Source organism: Truepera sp., assembly GCA_032027045.1.
Classification (GTDB): Bacteria; Deinococcota; Deinococci; order Deinococcales; family Trueperaceae; genus JAAYYF01.
The window spans coordinates 2,116,338-2,136,331 of the sequence record JAVSMU010000001.1 but is presented as its reverse complement, the minus strand read 5'-3'; the positions used below and the strand labels follow the sequence as shown (position 1 = coordinate 2,136,331).

Annotated in this window: 19 protein-coding genes, 1 tRNA gene, 1 pseudogene and 1 other annotated feature; of the genes and pseudogenes, 7 read left to right on the top strand and 14 right to left on the bottom strand. The window is 65.8% G+C overall.

What is annotated here, in order from left to right; genetic code table 11:
- Window positions 1–25: 25 nt before the first annotated feature.
- Together ROY82_09845 and ROY82_09840 are read right to left on the bottom strand one after the other, a co-directional pair.
- Window positions 26–2,074 carry a hypothetical protein gene (locus tag ROY82_09845; protein MDT3682756.1) on the bottom strand — a complete coding sequence of 683 codons (2,049 nt, stop codon included), beginning with the start codon at window positions 2,072–2,074 and terminating at the stop codon, window positions 26–28.
- Window positions 2,075–2,127: 53 nt separating this feature from the next.
- Entirely contained in the window at window positions 2,128–2,577 is a 450-nt protein-coding gene (locus tag ROY82_09840) for a hypothetical protein (protein ID MDT3682755.1), read from the bottom strand.
- A 293-nt stretch (window positions 2,578–2,870) separates the two neighbouring features.
- On the opposite strand from ROY82_09840, the gene ROY82_09835 reads away from it, so the two are divergent.
- The 3 genes from ROY82_09835 to ROY82_09825 all read left to right on the top strand — a co-directional run bounded on the left by ROY82_09835 (window position 2,871) and on the right by ROY82_09825 (window position 5,591).
- Window positions 2,871–3,524 carry an ABC transporter ATP-binding protein gene (locus ROY82_09835; GenBank protein MDT3682754.1) on the top strand — a complete coding sequence of 218 codons (654 nt, stop codon included), beginning with the start codon at window positions 2,871–2,873 and terminating at the stop codon, window positions 3,522–3,524.
- Window positions 3,521–5,014, top strand: a complete 1,494-nt coding sequence (locus ROY82_09830) for a hypothetical protein (protein ID MDT3682753.1) — start codon at window positions 3,521–3,523, stop codon at window positions 5,012–5,014. Before ROY82_09835 ends, ROY82_09830 begins: the two co-directional genes overlap by 4 nt.
- 73 nt (window positions 5,015–5,087) lie before the next feature.
- Complete coding sequence (locus tag ROY82_09825; GenBank protein MDT3682752.1) at window positions 5,088–5,591, top strand: SRPBCC family protein; 504 nt, start codon at window positions 5,088–5,090, stop codon at window positions 5,589–5,591.
- 44 nt (window positions 5,592–5,635) lie between these two features.
- Here ROY82_09825 and ROY82_09820 read toward each other — a convergent pair whose 3' ends face one another.
- On the bottom strand, window positions 5,636–7,303 hold the full coding sequence (locus tag ROY82_09820; protein ID MDT3682751.1) for an FAD-binding dehydrogenase: 1,668 nt from the start codon (window positions 7,301–7,303) through the stop codon (window positions 5,636–5,638).
- A gap of 69 nt (window positions 7,304–7,372) precedes the next feature.
- Window positions 7,373–8,599: an L-2-hydroxyglutarate oxidase gene (gene lhgO / locus ROY82_09815; protein MDT3682750.1), complete on the bottom strand. Its 1,227-nt coding sequence runs from the start codon at window positions 8,597–8,599 to the stop codon at window positions 7,373–7,375.
- Window positions 8,600–8,862: 263 nt separating this feature from the next.
- On the opposite strand from lhgO, the gene ROY82_09810 reads away from it, so the two are divergent.
- On the top strand, window positions 8,863–9,852 hold the full coding sequence (locus tag ROY82_09810) for a hypothetical protein (GenBank protein ID MDT3682749.1): 990 nt from the start codon (window positions 8,863–8,865) through the stop codon (window positions 9,850–9,852).
- A 5-nt stretch (window positions 9,853–9,857) separates the two neighbouring features.
- On the top strand, window positions 9,858–10,661 hold the full coding sequence (locus tag ROY82_09805; protein ID MDT3682748.1) for a hypothetical protein: 804 nt from the start codon (window positions 9,858–9,860) through the stop codon (window positions 10,659–10,661).
- A gap of 8 nt (window positions 10,662–10,669) precedes the next feature.
- Here ROY82_09805 and ROY82_09800 read toward each other — a convergent pair whose 3' ends face one another.
- The gene (locus ROY82_09800; GenBank protein ID MDT3682747.1) at window positions 10,670–13,393 is read right to left on the bottom strand and encodes a BTAD domain-containing putative transcriptional regulator; all 2,724 of its coding nucleotides are present in this window, start codon (window positions 13,391–13,393) and stop codon (window positions 10,670–10,672) included.
- Between the two features lie 114 nt (window positions 13,394–13,507).
- Here ROY82_09800 and ROY82_09795 point away from each other — a divergent pair, with 114 nt between their 5' ends.
- Both ROY82_09795 and ROY82_09790 read left to right on the top strand, forming a co-directional pair.
- Complete coding sequence (locus ROY82_09795) at window positions 13,508–13,699, top strand: hypothetical protein (GenBank protein MDT3682746.1); 192 nt, start codon at window positions 13,508–13,510, stop codon at window positions 13,697–13,699.
- Window positions 13,700–13,863: 164 nt separating this feature from the next.
- Window positions 13,864–13,939, top strand: a tRNA-Lys gene (locus ROY82_09790).
- Window positions 13,940–14,167: 228 nt separating this feature from the next.
- Here the strand turns inward: ROY82_09790 and ROY82_09785 are convergent.
- The 9 genes and pseudogenes from ROY82_09785 to ROY82_09745 all read right to left on the bottom strand — a co-directional run bounded on the left by ROY82_09785 (window position 14,168) and on the right by ROY82_09745 (window position 19,938).
- On the bottom strand, window positions 14,168–14,719 hold the full coding sequence (locus ROY82_09785) for a transposase (GenBank protein ID MDT3682745.1): 552 nt from the start codon (window positions 14,717–14,719) through the stop codon (window positions 14,168–14,170).
- A complete protein-coding gene (locus ROY82_09780; protein ID MDT3682744.1) occupies window positions 14,698–15,294 on the bottom strand; it encodes a hypothetical protein in 597 nt (198 codons plus the stop codon). The genes ROY82_09785 and ROY82_09780 overlap by 22 nt, the downstream gene beginning before the upstream one ends.
- Before the next feature lie 342 nt (window positions 15,295–15,636).
- On the bottom strand, window positions 15,637–16,128 hold the full coding sequence (locus ROY82_09775) for a DUF1801 domain-containing protein (protein ID MDT3682743.1): 492 nt from the start codon (window positions 16,126–16,128) through the stop codon (window positions 15,637–15,639).
- Window positions 16,129–16,655: 527 nt separating this feature from the next.
- Window positions 16,656–16,973 (bottom strand): hypothetical protein, encoded by a 318-nt coding sequence (locus ROY82_09770; protein ID MDT3682742.1) that lies wholly within the window; start codon window positions 16,971–16,973, stop codon window positions 16,656–16,658.
- A 341-nt stretch (window positions 16,974–17,314) separates the two neighbouring features.
- Window positions 17,315–17,554: a hypothetical protein gene (locus ROY82_09765; GenBank protein ID MDT3682741.1), complete on the bottom strand. Its 240-nt coding sequence runs from the start codon at window positions 17,552–17,554 to the stop codon at window positions 17,315–17,317.
- Window positions 17,551–17,811, bottom strand: coding sequence for a CopG family transcriptional regulator (locus tag ROY82_09760; protein MDT3682740.1), 261 nt, complete (start codon window positions 17,809–17,811; stop codon window positions 17,551–17,553). Before ROY82_09760 ends, ROY82_09765 begins: the two co-directional genes overlap by 4 nt.
- A gap of 191 nt (window positions 17,812–18,002) precedes the next feature.
- A pseudogene (locus tag ROY82_09755) lies at window positions 18,003–18,380 on the bottom strand (transposase).
- Between the two features lie 66 nt (window positions 18,381–18,446).
- Window positions 18,447–19,687, bottom strand: a protein-coding gene (locus tag ROY82_09750) for an IS3 family transposase (GenBank protein ID MDT3682739.1) whose coding sequence is annotated in 2 segments (ribosomal slippage) — window positions 18,447–19,399 and window positions 19,399–19,687 — 1,242 coding nt in all. Because the reading frame shifts where the segments join, the coding sequence is not laid out codon by codon here.
- Window positions 19,278–19,409: a sequence feature (AL1L pseudoknot), on the bottom strand. (Overlaps the previous gene by 132 nt.)
- A gap of 35 nt (window positions 19,688–19,722) precedes the next feature.
- Entirely contained in the window at window positions 19,723–19,938 is a 216-nt protein-coding gene (locus ROY82_09745) for a hypothetical protein (protein ID MDT3682738.1), read from the bottom strand.
- Window positions 19,939–19,994: the final 56 nt, after the last annotated feature.

Here is a 19,994-nt window from a genome sequence, read left to right as displayed (position 1 = left end):
GGGGTGGCGGTCGGAACGGGTTCGGCTAGCCCCCGAGCCCCGCGATCAGGTCCGCTATGCGCTGCTGCAACGAGCTTAGCTCGCCACGCAGTTGTCCGACGCGCTCCAGGAGGTCGGCCAGTTGGTCTTCCTGGTCCGTGAGGTCGGAGACGTAGCGGCGGTACAGCGCCGAGTTCCGGTCGAGCGCAGCCATGTTCTGTCTGATGCGGTCCTGCTCGTTGTGGATGGTGTCGATGCTCCGCGTCGTGGTGTCTAGCTCGCGCTGTTTGGCGCTCACCTGGCGTTGGAGGTCGACGACCTGCTGGATGACGGCGCGGTCGGCGTCGCTCAACCGGACGTTCTCCAGGTAGAAGGCCAGCGTGTCGACGTTGACGTTGGCCAGCGACGTGGTGCGCAGGTCGGTGCGTTCGAGCACGACCTCCAACGTGCACTCCTCGCCCGCATTGCAGCTGAGCTGCGCCAAGAGTTCAGGGTCCGTGCCGCCGTTGATGGCCACGCCGAAGCGGTAGTTGGCGCCGGTGATGGCAGGAGGGGGAGTGGGCGAGACGACGTCGTAGCCGGCCGGGCGGGGTAGCTCGACTACGAGAAACCGCGGTTCGGTGGTGGTCGACTTGATCGCCACCTTCGTCGTTTGGCGGGTGGCGACGGTGGTCTCTACGAGCCCGCCGGCGAGCTTCACCGACACGACGCGGTCGGTGGCGTCGCCTGTCGTGCGCAGCAGCGTGAGGTCGAGATCGACGGCGTACTGCAGGATGCGGGAGTCGTTTGGTACGAGGTCGGACATCTGCGCCGTGCCGGCGAAGCCGTTCGAATCGTAGACGGTAACGGTGCCCGCCGCGAGGTGAAGGCCGGTATCGTTCGAGAGGCGCACCGCGCGTAGCGGGTGGTCGGGGATGACCGACTGGTTGAACACCGTCAGCGGCGTGGCGCCTACGTCGGTGACGACGATGGGCACCATGGCCGACTCGTAAGGGCCAACGGTGACCGGTTGTGAGACGTCGTAGCTGAACGAGGCGCCGCCGCGGCTGCCGGTGGCCATGGCCGTGACGCCGGCTCCGGTCAGGTCGGGCGCCGCCTTGGACTCCATGGCCATGTCGGCCACCCCCCGGGCGGCCATGGCCGGTGCCGGCGCGGGAGCGTACGGCATTGCGCCGGCGTCCACCTGGGCCACGACGTTGCCGGCCCGCTCGGTCTCGACGCGTGGCCGCGTCACGTAGATCGGTTCGAACAGGCTGGTGACGAACGAGATCGGCTGGCCGGCCACGAAGCTCACCTTCACGTCCTCGAGGCGCACGTCGGTCGGGTTGTCGAGGATGGCCCAGCCTTGCAGGGTGCCCTTGCCGTCGTCGCCGACGACCAGGCGGTAGGTGCTCTTCCATACGGGCATCTCGCGCAAGTAGGCAACGCGCACGCGGCGCGTCCCCTCGCCCTCGAAGCTGATGGTGACCTTGGACACGTCCTCGCCCGCGTGGGCCGCGATGGCCGCGAGTGCCTCGTCGAGCTGGGCCTTGAGCCTCGGATCGTCGAAGCGCACCTCCTCGAACTCGTCGAGCGCCACGCGCACCAGGCCGGTGCTGGTGGCGAGGGTCAGGAAGGTTCGCGGTGCCTGCTCGGGCACCTGCTCGCGCTCCACGCCCACGACCGTCCCGGTCAGCGTGCGGCCACCAACGAGCGTCACCTTCGCGCCGCGCGTCTGCGCCAGCACGTCAGCTACGTTCAGGTTCGACGAGACGTCGATCTGGTAGCTGTCGAGCACCCGCTGCAGCGGGTCCTGAGCCGTGTAACGGACCGGCCTGACGCTGCCGCCGTCGAGGTCTTGCAGCACCAGGCTCTGCAGCAGATCGTCCATCGCGTCCTTGGGCACGTCGAGGGTGAGGACCTGATCGCCGACGACGGTACCCTCGTGTTCGAAGTAGCCGACGCCGTTCGTGAACAGCACCAACCGCGTGACCGGCAGGTCGGCGGGCGTGGCGGCCGGCACCTGCTGGGCAAGGGCCATCCCACTAAAGAGGGCGAGGACTGCGAGGATCGGCAGGGCACGAGCGGCTGGCCGGGCTGGCGCGTCTTGGCTCATGTAAGAAATCTACGACACTCGGATGAGACGGTTGGTGTGGAACGCAGCTCCGGCTAGGTGTCGGTCGACTCGCTAGGGGCCCCCAGGCGCTCGTAGAGGTCGGTCAACGAGCTCGCGATGTCGTCGGCCTCCTCGGAGTCCTCGAGTTCGGCCCATTCCCGCACGTCCACGATCAGCTCGCCGAGCCGGCGCGCCAACTCGTCGCGCATGGCGATGCCCTCGTACTCCCACGTGAGGGGCGTATCGGTTACGCCGTCGCCCTCGGGCGGGTCGTCGTCCACGGTCGGCTCCTCGCCGTTGTCGTCCAGGTAATCGGGGGTGGCGGCGGCCGTCCCTGGAAACGGGTCCGGCATGCCGGTGACGTCGAAGTCGTCCAGCGTGGGGTCGTAGGCGGGCCCGCCTTGGAAGCTCGGGTCGTCGAACGTGGCGCCCGTGTCCTCAACGTCGTCATCTTGGTTCGGCCCCGATAGCGACTGGGACCCTGTCCTTCTGGTCGAGTCCATCTCGGCCTCCCTCTCGGCCGCGGCGGAGCGGGGCGTAGGGCTCGTCGCCGAGCAACGGCAGCCGCTCGCGGGGCCGACAACCGACTTCAATGTAGGTCCTGAGCGTTGGGCGCAGGTGCGCGTGCATCACGGCGGCGTGCACGCCCACGTCACTACGGCGTGCACGTCCGCGTCACGGGGTCGTGCGTGTGCGCGTCACGGGGTCGTGCGTTCCGCCAGTGCCCGCCTGCTCGCCGGCGTTCGGCTGCATGGCGATCTGAAGGCTCCATGCCCGGCTGGTAGAGTTGGCGGACATGGCCACAGACACGGATACCGTCGCTGCGCCGCTCGTCGTCACCGAACTGAATGTGCGCCTGGGCGGCGTAAGCGTGCTCGAGGACGTGTCGTTCACGCTGGCGGCCGGCGAGGTCGCGCTGTTGGTGGGGCCGAACGGCGCGGGCAAGAGCACTCTCATCCGCGCCGTGGTGGGCCTGCTGCCGCATACGGGCGACGTCGCCATCTTCGGCCGTCCGAACCGCGGCATGACAGCCAGGTCGAAGTTCGTCTTTTCACCGGACGACCCGGCGCTCTACGAGGACCTCACTTTGCGCGAGCACGTCCGGTTCACGGCCATCCTGTACGGCCGGCCAGAGGCGGACGCTAAGACGCTCGAGTGGCTCGAGCGTTTCGGTCTCACGAGCAAGTTGGACGAGTTCCCGGGCACGCACTCGCGGGGCATGCGCCAGAAGCTCGCCCTGTCGCTGGCGTTGGGGCTCGAGTTGCCGCTCACGATCCTCGACGAGCCCTTCAATGGCCTCGACCTGGCCAGCCAGGAGATGCTGGCAGCCGGCCTGCAACAAAGAGCGAGGGCGGGCGGCACGGTCTTGCTGACGGGCCACCAGCGCGAGCTCGAGTCCTTGTTGGAGGCGCGGCGCTTGGCGCTGCAAGACGGGCACCTCGAAGCGTGAACCGCGCAGTCGTATACCTGCGCCGCCGCACGGTCGTCCGCGCGTTCCACGCGTACCGGGAGTGGGTGGGCCGGGCCGTCGGGTGGTGGACGATCCTCTACCTGATCGGCTGGATCGTAGTGTTCGTGGTGGCGGGCCTCGAGGCGCTCACGCCGCTGGCCGTGCCTGCCGGCAGCCCCCGCACAGTATTGATGGTGGGTCTCGCGCTGTTCTTTCTCGGCCTGGCGCTGGCCGGCAAGGTGCCCCCGGTCATCCTCGATCGGCGCGACCTCCACCGGTTGGGCGTTGCGCCGGTGGAGCCGTGGTCGGCGCTCAGGTGGCGCTTCATGGTGCGCGCGGGGGGCGCAGCTGCCTTGGGGGCCGTCTTGGGCCTCCTGTGGACGGCGATAGCGCCGCCGCTGTTCGGAGTAAGCGCGCCTTGGGCCGCGCCGGCCCTGGCCTTGGTGTTCGTCGCGCGGTTCTCGGGTTCCTGGCTGCGCTACGCGCGCTCGACGGACGGCGTCGGCTATCAGGGTTGGGTGGTAGCCCTCGTCGGGGCGGGCCTCGCGGTAGTGCCCTACGGCCTGGCTGACGCCCTGTTGAGCCCGTCGCCCGTCGTTCTCGTTGGCCCGGCCCTGCTGGCAGTCCTGGCCCTGACGTGGGCGCGGCGCTCGCTGGCCGAGTACTGGCCGCCCAGGTTCGCCTCTCAGAGCCTCGTCCTCACGCAACTTCAGGCCATGCGCACCATGCAGCTGATGGCGGGTGTCGCCGGCTTCGTGCGTCAGGCGGCGGCGGACGGCGGAGAGAAGCGGCGCCTGTTGGCCGCCCTTCACGACACCCCGGGGGCCACCAAACCGCGGCGTTCACTGCCCCTGGTGCCGGCGAACGCGCCGCAATGGCGCGCCATCGCCTGGCGCACGGCCACCGACCTGTGGCGCAGGCCGCCCCTACGGATGGCGTTCGCCCTGCTCATCACGCTCACCGCCGCCAGCGCCGCCATCTTGGTCAACGGTGGGGCGGCCGCACTGGGGTCCGCGGCCGGAGACGCTGCCGGCGGCGTTGGCGGCGGCGGTGTTCCGGGGGGCGCCGGGTTGCTTAGCGGGGCGCTCGGCGTCTTACTTGCCGCGTTGTTGATCGCCCGCGCCGGCAGTGTTCTGCTGGGCCCCGAGTTCGCCGTGGGCGTGCTTCCCGTAGAGCCGGCCGAGCGCACGCTTGGCCGCGTGACACCCGGCGCGCTGCTGTTCCTCGTGTTGGCCGTGCCCGTGGTCACCTATCTGGGCGTGGGCTTAGGCGAGCTTCTAGGGGCCGCGACCCTCGTGCTGGTCGTGTTGCTGGCCCTGGAGAAGTATGCGTCCTGGAGCGGAAGCGGCGCTTCACGCTGGGAGGCTCAGATCGTCGCCGCCATCCTTGCCGCGCTCCCGAGCCTGGTGCTCAGCGCTTTCGGCGTCCCCGGTTGGATCGTCGGCGCTCAGGTCGGCATGTTGCTGGTGCTCCTACTCGTTCCCGCGTAAGGGTTTCTCAGCCGAGCCATATGGTTCACACGCCGGCGCGCCCTAGCATCGGTGGCGTGAGAAGGAGGGCCATATGGCTAGCTTCGATGGTTCGGTAGACGTGAACGTTCACATCTCCGAGGCCTTCATGCTCTTCAGCGACTTCGAGCGCTACCCGAGCTTCATGGAAGGCGTCGAGGAAGTGAGGCGCACCGGTGACGACACGCTCCACTGGCGGGCCGAGGTGACGGGTCACGAGCTCGAGTGGGACGCCAAGGTGACCGAACTCTCGCCCAGCGACAAGATCAAGTGGGAGAGCACGTCGGGCGCCAAGAACGAGGGCGAGGTCACGTTCGACAAGCTCGACGAGGGCAGGACCAGGGTTCACATGCACGTCGAGTACGAGCCGGAAGGCCTGGTGGAGAACGTCGGCGCTGCCCTGGGCGTGGTCAATGCACGCTTGGAGGCCGACCTGGAGAGCTTCAAACGCGCCGTCGAGGGTGGCGCGGCCGTCCACAACGGCTGGCATGACGCGGCGGGTCCGAACCGTGGTGCGACGATGAAGTCGGGCGCTCCCGGTGGGTCGGCCCGAGACTGAGCCCGTTGCGCGGCTGACCCTGCCGGGGTTCGGATGGTGGCCGGTCAGGTCAGGGCCTCGGCGGCCGCCCGGCCCGCCCTGAGTCCGGAGAAGAGGCAGCCACCCAAGAAAGTGCCTTCCAGCGCGCGGTGGCCGTGCATCCCGCCGCCGCCGAAGCCGGCTACTTCGCCGGCCGCGTACAGGCCCTGGATCGGCTCCGGGCTCCCGTTCAATACACGACCGGCCAGGTCGGTCTCGAGCCCGCCGAGCGTCTTGCGGGTCAACACCCGGAGCCGTACCGCGATGAGCGGTCCGGCCGCCGCGCTCTCCAGGCGGTGGGGCCTCGCCACGCGGATCAGGCGATCCGGTAGGTAAGCGCGGGCGCCGCGCATGGCGGTAATTTGAGCGTCCTTGGCGAAGGCGTTGGCCAGCTGCCCGTCGCGCGCCCGCACCTCCCGCTCCACTCGGGCGGGGTCGAGCAGGTCTTTGCCCGTCAGGGCGTTCATCTTTCGGACGAGTTCGGAGAGGTTGTCGGCCCTCACGAAGTCGGGCCCACGGTCAACGAAGGCCTGGACGGGCCCAGGCGCCCCTGGGAGGACGCGCTTGGCGAGGAGGCGCATGGAGCGGCCGGTCAGGTCCGGGTTCTGCTCCGAACCCGAGAGCGCGAACTCGCGCTCGACGATCTTGCGCGTGAGCACGAACCAGGTGTGATCGAATCCGGTAGCGCGGATATGCGCCAGAGTGGCCAGGGTGTCGAAGCCGGGGAAGAGGGGTGGCGGCAGTCGGTTGCCCGCGGCGTCGAGCCACAACGACGACGGGCCCGGCAGGATTCTGATGCCGTGCCGCGGCCACACAGGACTGTGGTTCTGCACTCCCTCGGTGTAATGCCACATGCGGTCCGCGTTGATGACGTTGCCGCCGACTTCCGCCGTGATGCCGAGCATGCGCCCGTCAACGTGCGGCGGCACGCCGGAGAGCATCTCCTCGGGCGGCGTGCCGAGCCGCGCGGGCCAGCGCTCTCGCACCAGCTCAGGATTCCCGCCGATGCCGCCCGACGTGACGATCGTGATGGGCGCGTGGAACTCGAAGCCGCCAACGGCCTTGCGTGAGCTGGGCCGACCGCGCTCTGCGGCGCTCGGCTCGAGCACCTCCCCCTGGACCCCGGTCACGGCCCCCGCTTGCAGGGTGAGGGCGGACACCCGGTGGCGGAACTTGAAGGTGACGAGGCCCTTCGCCTCGGCCTCTCGCAGGCGCCCAACGAACGGCTCCAGCAGGCCCGGCCCGGTGCCCCACGTGATGTGAAAGCGCGGCACCGAGTTGCCGTGACCGGTTGCCAGGGCGCCGCCCCGCTCGGCCCAGGCGACCACCGGGAAGAAGCTCACGCCCAAGCCCCTGAGCCACGAGCGTTTCTCGCCCGCAGCGAAGGCCACGTACGCCTCGGCCCACTTGCGCGGCCACTCGTCCTGGGCGCCGCTGAAGCCGGCGGAGCCCAGCCAGTCGTTCCAGGCGAGTTCATACGAGTCGCGGATGCCCAGCCGCCGCTGCTCGGGTGAGTTGACCAAGAAGAGGCCGCCGAACGACCAGAACGCCTGACCGCCGAGTGACTGCTCGGGCTCCTGGTCGAGGATGATGACCCTGTGGCCGCGCCCGCTCAGCTCTACGGCTGCCACCAGGCCCGCGAGTCCGGCGCCCACGACGATGGCATCGGCCGCAACCGCGCCTCCTGGGCTCATCATCGGCCCCTGGCGCAGGTCGCGCAGGTCACGTTATTCACGGGGTGCGGGCCAATGGTGCCCGACGCACTAGCCGGTGGCCAGTGGTATCCGCTCGGCGACGTGCTTGCCGATCGCGAGGGACGCCGTGGCGGCGGGTGAGGGCGCGTTCAGCACGTGTAAGGCGTTCTCCGTTTCCAAGAAGGCGAAGTCGTCGACCAGGCGGCCGTGAGAGTCCACGGCCTGGGCCCGCACGCCCGCGTGGCCGGGTATCAGGTCGTCGGCGGTGATTATAGGCACGAGCTTCTGGAGCGACCTCACGAAGGCCGCCTTGCTCATGGACCGGTAGTACTCGAAGGCGCCGACCTTCCAGTACTTCGCAGCCAGCCTCCAGAACCCACCGAACCCCAGCGTGCGAGCCGTCTCGTCCAGGTCGAACGTCGTGAGCGCGTAACCCTCGCGTGCCAGGGCCAGAACGGCGTTCGGTCCCGCCTCCGTCTCGCCGGTCACCGTCCGCGTGTAGTGAACGCCGAGGAAGGGCATGGCAGGGTCGGGCACGGGGTAAACGAGGTTTCGCACGAGGCCTTGGCGCTCGGCCCTGATCAGGTAGTACTCACCCCGGAAGGGCACGATGCGAAGGTCCGGCTGCAGCCCGCTCTTGCGGGCGATCTCGTCCGAGTAGAGCCCGGCGCAGTTCACCATGAAGCGCGCCCTCACTTCGAGCCCCGGGCCCCGCAACGTCACCCTGGGCCCGGCGGCGTCGATGGCCGCCACCTTCGCCCCGGTGATGACGGTTACGCCGCGCCCTTCGAGCACCTCGCGCAGCTTTCGCGCCACGGCGCCATAGTCGGTGATGGCGGTGGTTGGCGAGAGGATCGCCTTTAGACCGACCACGTTCGGTTCGATCTCGCGGAGTTCGTCGGGACCCAGAAGGCGCAGGTCGGGCACGCCGTTGGCGACGCCCTGCTCGTACAGCGTCTGCAGCGGCGCCAATTCGGCCTCGTTGGTGGCCACGATGACCTTGCCACACTCTTCGAAGGGCAGGTCGTGAAGCAGGCAGAACTCGTGCATGAGCCCCACGCCCTGACGGCACAGGGAGGCCTTCAACGAGCCGGGTTGGTAGTAGATGCCCGAGTGGACGACGCCGCTGTTGTGCCCCGTCTGATGCCGGCCGACCTCGTTCTCCTTCTCCAAGATGACAACGCGGAGGTTGGGACGCTCGTCGGTCAGGGCGAGGGCCGTGGCGAGACCGACGATGCCGCCACCCACGATGGCCACGTCGCAGTCGGCTTCGCGGAAGAGCGGAGGGGCGGTCATTCCGCGAACCGCTCCTTGTCTGACTCGCTGTGCGGGGCTACTTCGGTTGCTGCCGAAAGGGGGTGGGTATGTGCGCCGACGACCATAGGCCATTATCGCCTCGAGGGCGCATGCCATGCGGTGTCGCTACGCCCTCCCGAGAAATCCCGCCGAACGCAGCAGGCCTCTGATCACCTGGGGAACTTGGTCTCCGCCCCCTTCGACCGGGTTAAATCAGAATTAATGTGCCGCCCTCTAATCTGCCGCCAGCTAAGGAGGAGACCGTGTTCAGGTACGCATCCATGGTGGCGTTACTGCTCGTTCAGGTGGCCCTCGCCCAGCAGTTCAGTGGCAGCTTCGCCGATCCGGCCAACGGCGTGACGATCAACCTGCAGCAGGCACCGGACGGCTCCCTGCAGGGCGTGCTCGTAGGCCCCAGCGGCCAGTGGCCCCTGCAAGGGAACACGCAGCAACTGTTCGCTGCCGGCGTGGTCCAGTCGCAGCAGGGCATTCTAGGGTTTCAGGGGCAACTGAGCCAGGACGGGCAGACTCTGCAGCTGGCCTTCTACCAGATGGATGCCAACGGGCAGCCCGTTGGTCAGGGTCAGGCACTTACGCTTCGGCGTCAGGCTGGCGGCAACCCGGGGGGTGCTGCCGGGGGAGTTCCGGGTCCGGATGGAATGGCCGGCTGGCCGCCGCCGCCGGCAGGGGCCGTGCCCACGAACACGCCCCCGCCGCAGATGCCGGGCGGGCAGCCGTCCGGTTACCCGCAGATGCCGGGTGGTCAGCAGCCCGGTTACCCGCAAGCACCGATTGGTCAGCAGCCCGGTTACCCGCAGATGCCGGGTGGTCAGCAATCCGGTTACCCGCAGATGCCGGGTGGTCAGCAACCCGGTTACCCGCAAGCACCGATTGGTCAGCAGCCTGGTTTCCCGCAGGCGCCGGGTGGTCAGCAGCCTGTTTACCCGCCCGTTTACCCTCAGGGGCCCGGTGCCACGGCACCGCAAGCGCCCACCGATTGGAACGGGCGGTTCGTGGGCAATACTTCCGGCATAAGCCTCATGGTCCAGGGCTCGCAGGGAGCGTACACGGGTTACCTGCAGTACCAGGGCCAGCAGTACCAGTTCCAGGCCCACCTCGATGAGCAGACGCTGCATGGAGCCTTCATGGCCGAAGGCTACCAGTACGAGTTCTGGGCGGACCGGGTTGGCCCCGGGGCCATCCTCTACGTTGGAGACAGCGAGTACGAATTGCAGTTCGCGGGCGGCCTCTGAGAATCATGGGGCTCGCCGGGCGCACACTCGAGGTCTCGAGGGCCATAGTGGCCGCGTTACTGCTCACAGCGGCCACCGCGCAGTCATACCCGTACGGCTACCCCATGGGTTATCCGATGGGGTACCCGTACGTACCGCCCACGGAGGGGTACCAGTACGATCCGAATCTGGGTATGAGCTACGGTTACCCCGCGGGCCAGGGGTTCTATCCGAGTTACGGCGGGAACGCCGCAGGCGAAGTGGGCCAGATCATGGCCGACTTGTTGGCCGGGCAGAACTACTACATGGGGCAGATGGACCAGATGGGACAGCAGATCGATGCCCAGATAGCGCAGTACAACAAGTACTTCATCGACCTCTACCGCACTACCACCGGTGACATGAGCTCGCCCGACGCTTACGCTCTCGAGTGGGGCAAGTACATCCATTGCCAGCGATACCCGCTCGACTGCCAGCTAGCCGCCCAGGGCTCCAAGGCCAGCATGGAGGCGCAGCAAGGGAACTTCGATGCCTTCATGGCCGGCGTCCAGGCCCAGTCCGCCGCCAACGATCAGTCCTTCGGTGCTTGGATGAGCATGCAGGACTCCCAACAGGCCTCCCACGACGCTTACGTGCGTGGCGCCATTCAGGGGGTCGGGGAGTACGGCGACCCGAACACCGGCACGAGTTACTACTTGCCGTTCGCTCCCAGTCAGGGCACCTACTACCAGACCCCCGCCGGCCTCCCCCTGGTCTTCGATCCGAGCCAGAACACGTGGTACCAGATCGAGGTGGACGGGACCTTCACGCCATACTCCGAAGTGCAGTAGGTGCCAGGTCAACCGGAAGATGCCAGTGAGACCGTCTTGGGGTGGGGAGCCAGACCGGTCTCCTGGTTCAACTGCTCCTCGAACCTCCGGAACTGTTTCAGGGCTTCCCCGCGCCTGCCCATGCCCTGAAGGATGACGAGCAGGGCCTGAAGCGCCTCCTCGTGGAGGGGCTCCAGTTCCATGACACGTTTGAGGTAACTCAGCGCGCCGTCGTTCGCGGTCGTGAGTGCGGCAGAGAGTAGCGCCTGCACGACGCGTTCGCGGAGGTCGTAGCGCTGATCGGCTACGAGGCCGACCTCCACGCCCGGGGCGAGCGGTTCTTCATACATGTTCAGTACCCGCGGGGCATCGGCGGCGTCTATGGCGTCTTCGAGCTCCTGGAGGTCGGTCCGGAAGTGCCTGAGGCTCCTCTCGCCAAGGAACGTGGTGACCCCCCAGGGTTCGAGCAGCTTGCGAAGGAGGTTCAGCTGGACCCCGAGGTTGTTGCGCTGCTTCTTGACGTCGGCCTCGGGCCACATCTCCTCGCCGATCGCCTCCCTGGTCGCACCTAGGGCCAGGAGCGTGATGAGCTCGCGCTGGCGATCGGTGAGCTGCAGATCCTCACCCATCCTGGTCACGCGCACCTCACCCAGCAGGCGCACCTCGAGCGGCGGGATCTCGGCCAGGCGCAGCTTCACCGCCGCCTCCCAGCCGGCCGCCAGCACTTGTTCGAGCGGGTAACCGACGGACAGCTCCGGGCGGTCTTGCGGCAACGTCGAGAGCGGCACCATCGTGTACCGCAGCGCGTCGGTGCCGTTGCGCGTCAGGGCGAACAGGGCCTCGAGCGCCTCCGGCGTGCGCTCTACCAGGTAGTTGGCGGCGTGCCAGTGGAGTTGGAACTCACGGTACGGGTAGGCGCCGCGGGTCTCGGCGACGAGCTGACGGGCGCGCTCCAGGCCGCCCCTGTTCACCTCCGCCCAGACCAGCTCGAGTTTCGTGAATGGACCGATCTCGAGGACGTCTAGGAGGTCGAAGGCAGTGACGGGGTCGCCCGCGCGCCTCAGGGCGCGCAGCCACAGGGCGCTGACTCGCTCGCTCATCTCGAAGGTCTCCCAGCGCCGCGCCGCCGTAAGCAGGCCGGGGAAGGCTTGTAGGTCGCCCTCGAAGTAGGCGGTCATCTGGCGCAAGAGAAGCCGCGAGTAGGTCGAGGCACTGCCGCTCGCAATCCGCAGTTGCTCGAGGGCCTTGTCCTCCTCGCCCTTGAGCGCGTAACTGACAGCGAGGTTCTGCCGCAACATCACATTGGCGGTGTCGTCCAGGTCCGGCCGTGACAGGAGTTCCAGCTGGGAGGCCAATGGTTCATCGATCTCCCCGCGAACCTCCCAGGCCAGGAGGTTCAGGTTGGCGCGCAGCCTGAACTCCACATTCGTCGTCGCCTGACCGGCCTCGCTGTTCGCCAGGAAACCGAGACCGGCACGCAGCCGAGCCTCCATCTGAGCGAAGTCGCCGCGCACGAAATCGAGAGTCGCCAGGTTCCGCAGCATGGAAGCAGCCTCTAGCGGCTCGATGTCGTTCAGCAGCTCGTAGGCCTTCTTCTCGAAGGCTGCGGCCACTTCTAAGCGTTTCGCGGCCGCTAGCCTAGAGATGGCGTTGGAGACGAGCCGAGCGCGTAGCCTCGTCGGAAGACCCTCTTCCGCCACGAGCTCAAGGGCATCGGCTGCCGCGGGCTCGAACTGGTTGAGGACGAGCCGCGCGATGGTTACGTGCGCGCGCCGCTGGAGGCCGTTGTCGCTCGGCGTTGCGGTTTCCCAACGCAAGAACTCCTCCGGCGCGCTCTGATACAACCCTCCCTCGCCGCTTGCCAGCAACTGTGCGAGGCCGTCAACATCACCCACTCGTTCGAAAGCGGCCGCGCGAACGGCAGGTTCGAGGCGCCCGGCCTGGGTCGCGAGTTCCGCCACCGCGCGCTCCCGGTGCGAGCCAAGGACACTCTCGGCCATCAAAGGGTGGAGCCTGTAGCCGCCCTCGAGGTTCTGCAAGAACCCGGACCGCACGAGGTCGCCGGTGGCCGCGACGGCGGCCGACTTAGGAAGCACTTCCACGGTGGCGAGGAAGAGAAGCTCGCGCCATGCGCGGTCGCTGACGCTGCGCCTGACGCCTTCGAGCAGGCTAGCGTGCTGCGGTAGGTCGCCCGTCAAGGCCGCGAAGTGCAGGGGCAGCGACCAACCGTGGGTAAGGCGCCAGGCCTCGTCGCCGCCTGGCGTGTCCGAGAACAGCTCGGCGGCCTCCTGCTTGGTGAACGCCAATTGGTCGGAGCTCAACTGGGTGAGGCGCCGTTCGGTTCGAAGCCGCAACAGCCCCGGATACGGCAGCGACTGCCTGCTCGCAAGGAGGATGAGCCCCCCAACTTGGCCCAACACCAAGGAGAGGTCCTCGCTGCCGTCCAGATCCTCGAGCACGAGAAGGGTCTGACAACGCCAGAGCTCATCGATGATCACGCCCCAAGGGGCGTTGGCGGGTAGCTCGAGAGCCTGCGCGATAGTTGGCTTGGGCTCGCGGCCCGCCAAGGACAGCCACACGACCCGCCATCCCTCGTCCTCGAGCGTCTGCGCCCACTGGGCGGCCAAGACGCTCTTGCCGTACCCGTAAGGCGCCTCGAGCCAAACGACGTGGCCGGGCCTATCTGGAAGGCGCTCCAGCAGTCGCTCACGCCGAAGGAGAAGCGGGTTCGTCGCTGGTCTTACGTCGAACATTCGTCTCCCTAGCTGGGTTGCATTGCCAACGAGTATACGAGTGCCGGTGTCGACCCCGGCAGTTAAGCCAGGATTAAGTCACGACGCATTACATTCGGCGCGAGGAGGAGACCCGTGCCGATCACGAACCAGGGAGAAGCCTTGCCGGACCCGGGAAGTCCGAGGCTCGAGCTATTGGCCTTGTCAGAACTGGTCAAGCTGTGCGAGCGACTGGAGGAGTTCTTGGCCCAAGGCAACGCGCCGTTGGACCTGTACGGCCGGTTGGCGGCCGTCTACAACGAGATTCGCAGGCGGGCCGAGCAATGACCGCGTCCGACACGGCGTGCCCTGCCGTGCTAGGTGTTCGCCGTCCATTCGTCCCTTGCTCTGAGGTTTCTGCCGTGGGCGACCGTGTTGCGCGGTCGTGATCGGTTGACCGCGGCGCCAGCTCTTTCGTAGACTAGCGAGCGCGTTCGCACGGCGAGCGGCGTGGGTCGTTAGCTCAGCTGGTAGAGCAGCTGACTCTTAATCAGCGGGTCGTAGGTTCGAGCCCTACACGACCCACCACGAGAAACCCCGTCTTGGACGGGGTTCTTTCTTTTCCCCACATCTGTGACTAACAGGCTAGGCGCGCTCTGGGGATATGTATGGGGGATATCCAGCTCTTTGGAGAATCCCAGCGGAGTCGCGCTGGCTGGCGTTCGACAGCGCCTAGCTACAGAAAAGCACGAGTAAGGCCGTCACCGGCGCAAGAATCGCGCTCGGCGATCCGAACGCTGGTGTGCCTATGCTGTTTCAGGCTTTCTTGGGGGTCGAGGTCTCCAGGTAATGCTTCGGGGTCTTCAGGTCAAGCCTGTCCAGCACGCGCTTCTGCTCAATCGTGAGCTTGTTCGTTTGGCTGATGACTCCGTGCTGGGTGGCGTGTTCAGCCACCAACAATGGCCGAAAGAGCTTCTTGAGCTGATGCCGACTTTCGCCGGATTCGCTCTCCGCGATCCTTATAAGCAGCAGCGCCAGCCAACGCAACAGCACGTGCGCTTTAATGCGGTCGCTCCTGCGGTGGTACACGGGTCTCACATCCACCGTGTGCTTCAGGTCGCGGTTCACTCTCTCGATCTCGTCAAGCTGCTTGTAACCCAGCAGCACGTCCTCAACGGATAGGTGCTCGTCGCTGGTGCTGATCAGGTACTTCCCATCCACCTTCGCTTCGGCATCGATCTTGGCCTTGTCGAGCTTCAGGGCGCCGCTCTTGAGTTCCCGCAGGTAACGCCCGAACACCTTGTGCGCCTTAAGGTCGCAAACCGCCTTGGTGTGACTCTTGCCGCTCAGGTCACCCAGCGCGGCCAAGCTGCGCTCCGCCTCGGCGATGATGTCGGCTCGCTTGCCCGCTCGCGTTCGGCTTGCTCCGGGTTATGCACCACCACGAAGCGCCGGCTGGCGACGCTGCCCTGGTTGATGATGACCTCCTCGACCTTGAGGCCGTTAGCCAGGGTCTTGTAACGTCCGGCTCTAGTCAGGGCCTGGGGCAGGGTGACGTCTCTCCCTAAGCGCATCTTCTCGCCCAGGATGAAAGCGTCGCCAGCGCCCTGCAGGGTGCGGCGGTTCTCGGTGCTGTTGAAACCCGTGTCCATCACCATCATGACCCTGCCCAGCTTCCAGTCGTTCAGGTCACGCTTCACTTCCTCAACGACGCTCACGTCCACCGTGTTGCCGGGCCACACCCAACACCGCACGGGAATGCCATCCCTGGTCACGGCGAAACCGAGCACCGCCTGCGCCAAATCGCTGCGGCTGTCCTTGCTGTAGCCACGCTTACGCAAGCCAGCATAGGCGTCGTCGCCGGACTCCACCTCATCGTCGACCGCATCGCCATCAGCGTCCTCCCCGAAGCCCCAACCAACCCCAAGAACCGCGTCAGGCACACAACACGATTCCGGCAACACCCCAAAGTGCCTATGCGTTGTCGAACGCCAGCCCGACGAAAGAAGATCACTAACCGGCCGGGTCGCCCTCGAGCGCTCGCGACTGAAAAGCACCGTCCTCGTGCTCAGCGTCGTGAACGACGTAGAGTAGCTGCAAGGGGTGAGGCTTCAAGCGTGAGAACGGGATCGTGCGTGAAGTCGCCGAGGTCTGCCATTAGTAGATTGCGGGCCTCGATGAACGCGAGCGCAGTTCGAGTAACAGAGAGGTTCACTCCAAGATAGACGATGTCGTCTGAGGTGGGGTTCACCACGTTTCTCAATAGAAGGCTACGTGGTGATCAGTTATTTCCGGTCGGCGTCGATCTCGCGTATGTGGAACCGTACGAGGTCCTCGATCAGTTCGCCGGGCAGTGGCTTCTCCAGCGTGAACTGAATCGCGTGCTCAGAGGTCTTGTAATCCGCCAGTCGGTCCTTGAACTCCTCGATCGCCCAGGACGAAGGGTACAGACTCATGTGCTTTTTCGATGCGGTGAAATACACCAATGCGCGGTTCTTATACTTCAGTGTCGGCATGCTATAACTCATCGCTTCTTCGACGTTCGGCGCGAGCCCGGTTACGAGCGCACGAATGCGTTCGAGCTCCGGTCGGAATGCAGGGTTGATTCCACCAAGATACTCATCAATGCTCGTTGCCTTTTCCCTCATCACTTCGGTCCTCTCTGGTAGTTGACCGTTCTGCGAGCAGAACCGTGTTGCTTCCCCTTGTGCCCTTAGATTGACATGCACCTGGTTGATGCGGCGTATATCGATGCCTACCGAGCGGCTACCGCGCACGCATGCGCTCGGGTCTCAGTCGAGAGCGCGCCGAACGCAGTACGCCTGCATGCTGTAATCGTTCCGCCACTCCAGTTCGCACGCGCACACCAGGCGCCCCCACGCGCTCGCAGTACGCCCGCATCTGCGCGTCCCCCGGCCATTTAGCCGCGCACTTCGTCCGGACCGTTGCTTCCGCGCCCTGCGCGCACGCCAACGAGCCGAGCAGCACGATAACCAGTACCCCCACACGTTTGATCATGAAGGCCACGATTGCGCACCCATCACCGCACCCCCACTACAACCGGCCGGCCGTGCGGACAAATGCCACCTTCACCAGCCACAGAAGGAAGCCCGCACGCGAGCAGCCGCTCCCAACGGAAGAAACGCATGCCGACATACGCTCGCGGGAACATGTGCGCGCGCCCGTACGATTTGACCTGCATCACCGCCAACACAAGGGCCGGCCTGGTCATGGGCGCCGGCATGGCCAGAGTCGCTAGCGGCCGCCGCCCCCGCTAGTTCGTATCGCGTTGGGCTTCAGCGCGCTACAAGTCGGCTTCGTCCGAGTCGGCACTACCCGCGCGTCTGCGGTCCTCTCGGGCCGCGTCACCAACGTCACCGAGACGAGTCCTGCGCGCCGCCTCCCGCTCGCCCCGCAAGATGGCGCCGGCCTCCCGGATGCTCTCCTTAAGATCCTCGAACAGACCCTTTTCTATCCCCTCAACTGTCCCTTGCACCGGCGGGCGGCCCGTGGCGATCACGCCGCTGTCGATCTCCTCCTGAGTGAACTCCTCGAGCGGCTCGCGGGTCTCAGGCGTGATCTCCATCTCGGTCTGTGGGTGGTCGCTCTTCCGCTTAGTCACGTTGGCCCCTCCGTCCCCACGCCAGGTTAAGGCTTCCTCGGGCTTCAACCTGGACCCGACCCCGCTGACGAATTTGCAGCCAAGCCCGGTGTAACGAAACCTGAATGATGACCGGTTTACGAGACATAGATTACGAGACGGCTTTTGAAGCAATCCCGGGCCCCGGAAACGCCTTCGCGCCGGCACGCTCCAAGGGTGTAGCGAAAATGACCGGAATGCCACAGGTAGATGCAGGCGGTCCGATCTGGAACTCGTTTCAAGACTCACTCCGATGGCAGCCAGAACAAATGCCCCTCCAGTACTTGGCCGTACTCGCACGAGCCCGTTCTGACCCGGGTAATTCACGGCAGTAAGTCAAGCATCTGAGGCCGTGCTTTCATCGGGTGAATCACCAACTCGTTACCGCTGTCGAAAACGAGGACCACTGTTTCCAGCAGTCGCCCTTTCGTGTCGAAACCAAGCCGAAGTTGCCGGGCGGGACTATCCTCATCCAGGTCTTCAATCCACAGCGGCCAGCCGGCAGCCTGCAACGTATCCTCCGGACTGATTCCGTGCTTCAGCGCCGCCGGGTGTAGCTTCACCTGGCCGAGAAAAGAGCTTCGCGGATCACTTCAGAACGGGTAGTCCCCTCGCTCTCAGCTCGAGCATCTAGCTCGTCAAGCTCCTCAGGCGTGAACCTAATTGCGACAACCTGAGATGGTTGCGCACCGCGCCCAGGCCGACCACGGCCCCGCTTCTTCAGGGCCGTAACGTCATAGCCCGCCTCGGCCTCGGACACCCATCCGGCAATCTGCTCTTCCGTAACGGGAATCCCCTTGATCGTCTCGCGTGAAGTCATGACATTATTGTATTACAGAAAGGATGAGGGGTTATGAACCACCATCCCCTCAGGATCCTAGCAGCCTGTGTGCATAGTGGTTCGGCGCTCGCGTAGCTGTTCCCGTCCTGGATTCTATTGGTGCGCGCCGTGGCGGCGTCCGGTTCTGCTGGTTGGCGGGTTCGGGCGGGCCCGAGATGGGCGGCCTGTACTCAGGCTCTGATGGGCTTGCTGATAGCGTGCGGCGCGTGCCTGAAGATCTTCAGGAGGTTGTGAACCGCCGCATCGAAGTTCCACAGGCAGCGGTTCTTCTCCAGGCCGCGGTGCAGCACCTGTCTTAAGCTCCTACCGGACTTGATCTGCCCGTAGACGGGTTCGGCTTTGACCTGCCGCAGCCGGTACTTGGCTTTACCGGCCTTGGTCGACAAGAACCGCTTCATCTCCTGCCGGCGGGTGAGGTTCTTGGGTTTCTGCCCCCGGGGTGCCTTCTGGTTGCGCCACTCGTTGTGCTTGATGCGTCCCGGCGCTACCAGCGCGGTAGCGCCGGCGTCCTCGATGGCTCTTATGTTCGTGTCGTTGTAGTAACCGGCGTCAGCGCTGACCTCTTGCCGGTAACGACCGTGTGAACTGTACTGGGTTTGATGGAGACTCTTTACTCACGCAGCCTGCCTCAGCAGGTCCTGCCGGTGATTGTAATCTTCCTCGAACTCGATGGGGCTGAGGTAATCGAGGGCTGAGTGCAACCGTTGCCGGTTGAACCAGTTCACCCACGCCGCCGTCGCCGTCTCTACCTCCTGCCGGGAAGCCCAAGTGCGGCGTTCGGCATGAATCAGTTCGGTCTTGTACAGGCCGATGGTGCTCTCCATGAGCGCGTTGTCATAGGCAGTTCCAACCCGGCCGATGGAGCCGGCGATGCCGTGATCGAGGAGCTTCTGGCTGAACGCCAAGCTGGTGTATTGGCTGCCAGCGTCGGAATGATGGATGACGCCCTCGCCGGTGAACTGCGAATCGAAGCGGCGCCTCGCGGTCACCGCCTGATCCACCGCCTTCAGGACGAGATCCTCGCTCTGGCTGCTGGCGATGGTGAAACCCAGGATGCGCCGACTGCCGGCGTCCTGCAGGAACGACACGTACACGGTTCCCTCGCTGGTCCTGACGTGCGTGAAATCAGCGACCCACACGATATCCGGCGCGCCGTTATCCCATTCGCGCCGCACCAGGTCGGGATAGCGCTCACGGCCCGCTGCGCGTTTGGTGGTGATCACGCGCCTGAGCCGCGAGCGGCCCCGCACCCCAGCCATCTTCATGAGGCGCGCCACCTGATCACGTCCCAGAGCGTGCTGCAAGCGGTTCAAAGCGTGCCACATCTTCCTGACCCCGTAACAGGAGTAGTTGGCGGCGTGCACCTGCCGCACCAGCGGCACCAGGCGCTCGTCGGATAGGGCTCGCGCTGAAGGTGGGCGCTTGATGGCCGCGTAGTACGTGCTGGGGGCGATCTGGATCTCCATCTCGTTGAGGATCTCACAGATCGGCTCGACCCCGAAGCGCGCCTTGTACGCGTCGATGTAAGCGACGACTACTTGAGTTTGCGGTCGAGCTCCGCCGCCGCGAAAAACGCCGAAGCGGTCTTCAGAATCTCGTTCGCCCGCCTCAGCTCCGCGACTTCCTTGCGCAGCACCTTGATCTCCTCGCGCTCGGCCGTCGTCACGCCCGGCTTCTCTTTCGCGTCAACGCGCGCCCTATCGACCCAGCCGCGGATCGTATCGGGCGGCACGCCGACAAGATCGCTCAGGTGCCGCAAGGACGCCCTGGCAGCCTCCTGCGGCTCTGCTTCGCGGCGCTCGTAGAACACCCGGATGACCCGCTCCCTGGTTTCCTGGTCGTACTTCAATCGCATGCTCCATTCTCTCCTTTCGCGTGAGAACGGAGCCTCTACGAAACCCAGGGCAGTTCAGTGTGCTTGTGAATGTCTGTCAGTAGGCCTGGCAGGTGGGTGGTGGGCGCCGCCTGATTCGTCAAGCTGGTGGCGAGAATGACCTGGTTGGCGGCATCAACGGCTATCTGGGTGTTGTAACCCTGGATGATGGTCTTGCCGCTCAGCATGATGCGTGACTCGAGATCGGTGAAGTTGCGTTGCGCCTTACCCACCGGCGCGACCTCATCCGCGACCTTGCGCGGCTGGTAGGCTTTGCCGGCCGCTTCGG

What these genes read in the sequence shown, in the direction of transcription:
- ROY82_09845 (MDT3682756.1), bottom strand. Translation starts at nt 2,074, where the DNA reads ATGAGCCAAGACGCGCCAGCCCGGCCAGCCGCTCGTGCCCTGCCGATC.
- ROY82_09840 (MDT3682755.1), bottom strand. Translation starts at nt 2,577, where the DNA reads ATGGACTCGACCAGAAGGACAGGGTCCCAGTCGCTATCGGGGCCGAAC.
- ROY82_09835 (MDT3682754.1), top strand. Translation starts at nt 2,871, where the DNA reads ATGGCCACAGACACGGATACCGTCGCTGCGCCGCTCGTCGTCACCGAA.
- ROY82_09825 (MDT3682752.1), top strand. Translation starts at nt 5,088, where the DNA reads ATGGCTAGCTTCGATGGTTCGGTAGACGTGAACGTTCACATCTCCGAG.
- ROY82_09820 (MDT3682751.1), bottom strand. Translation starts at nt 7,303, where the DNA reads ATGAGCCCAGGAGGCGCGGTTGCGGCCGATGCCATCGTCGTGGGCGCC.
- lhgO (MDT3682750.1), bottom strand. Translation starts at nt 8,599, where the DNA reads ATGACCGCCCCTCCGCTCTTCCGCGAAGCCGACTGCGACGTGGCCATC.
- ROY82_09805 (MDT3682748.1), top strand. Translation starts at nt 9,858, where the DNA reads ATGGGGCTCGCCGGGCGCACACTCGAGGTCTCGAGGGCCATAGTGGCC.
- ROY82_09800 (MDT3682747.1), bottom strand. Translation starts at nt 13,393, where the DNA reads ATGTTCGACGTAAGACCAGCGACGAACCCGCTTCTCCTTCGGCGTGAG.
- ROY82_09760 (MDT3682740.1), bottom strand. Translation starts at nt 17,811, where the DNA reads ATGACTTCACGCGAGACGATCAAGGGGATTCCCGTTACGGAAGAGCAG.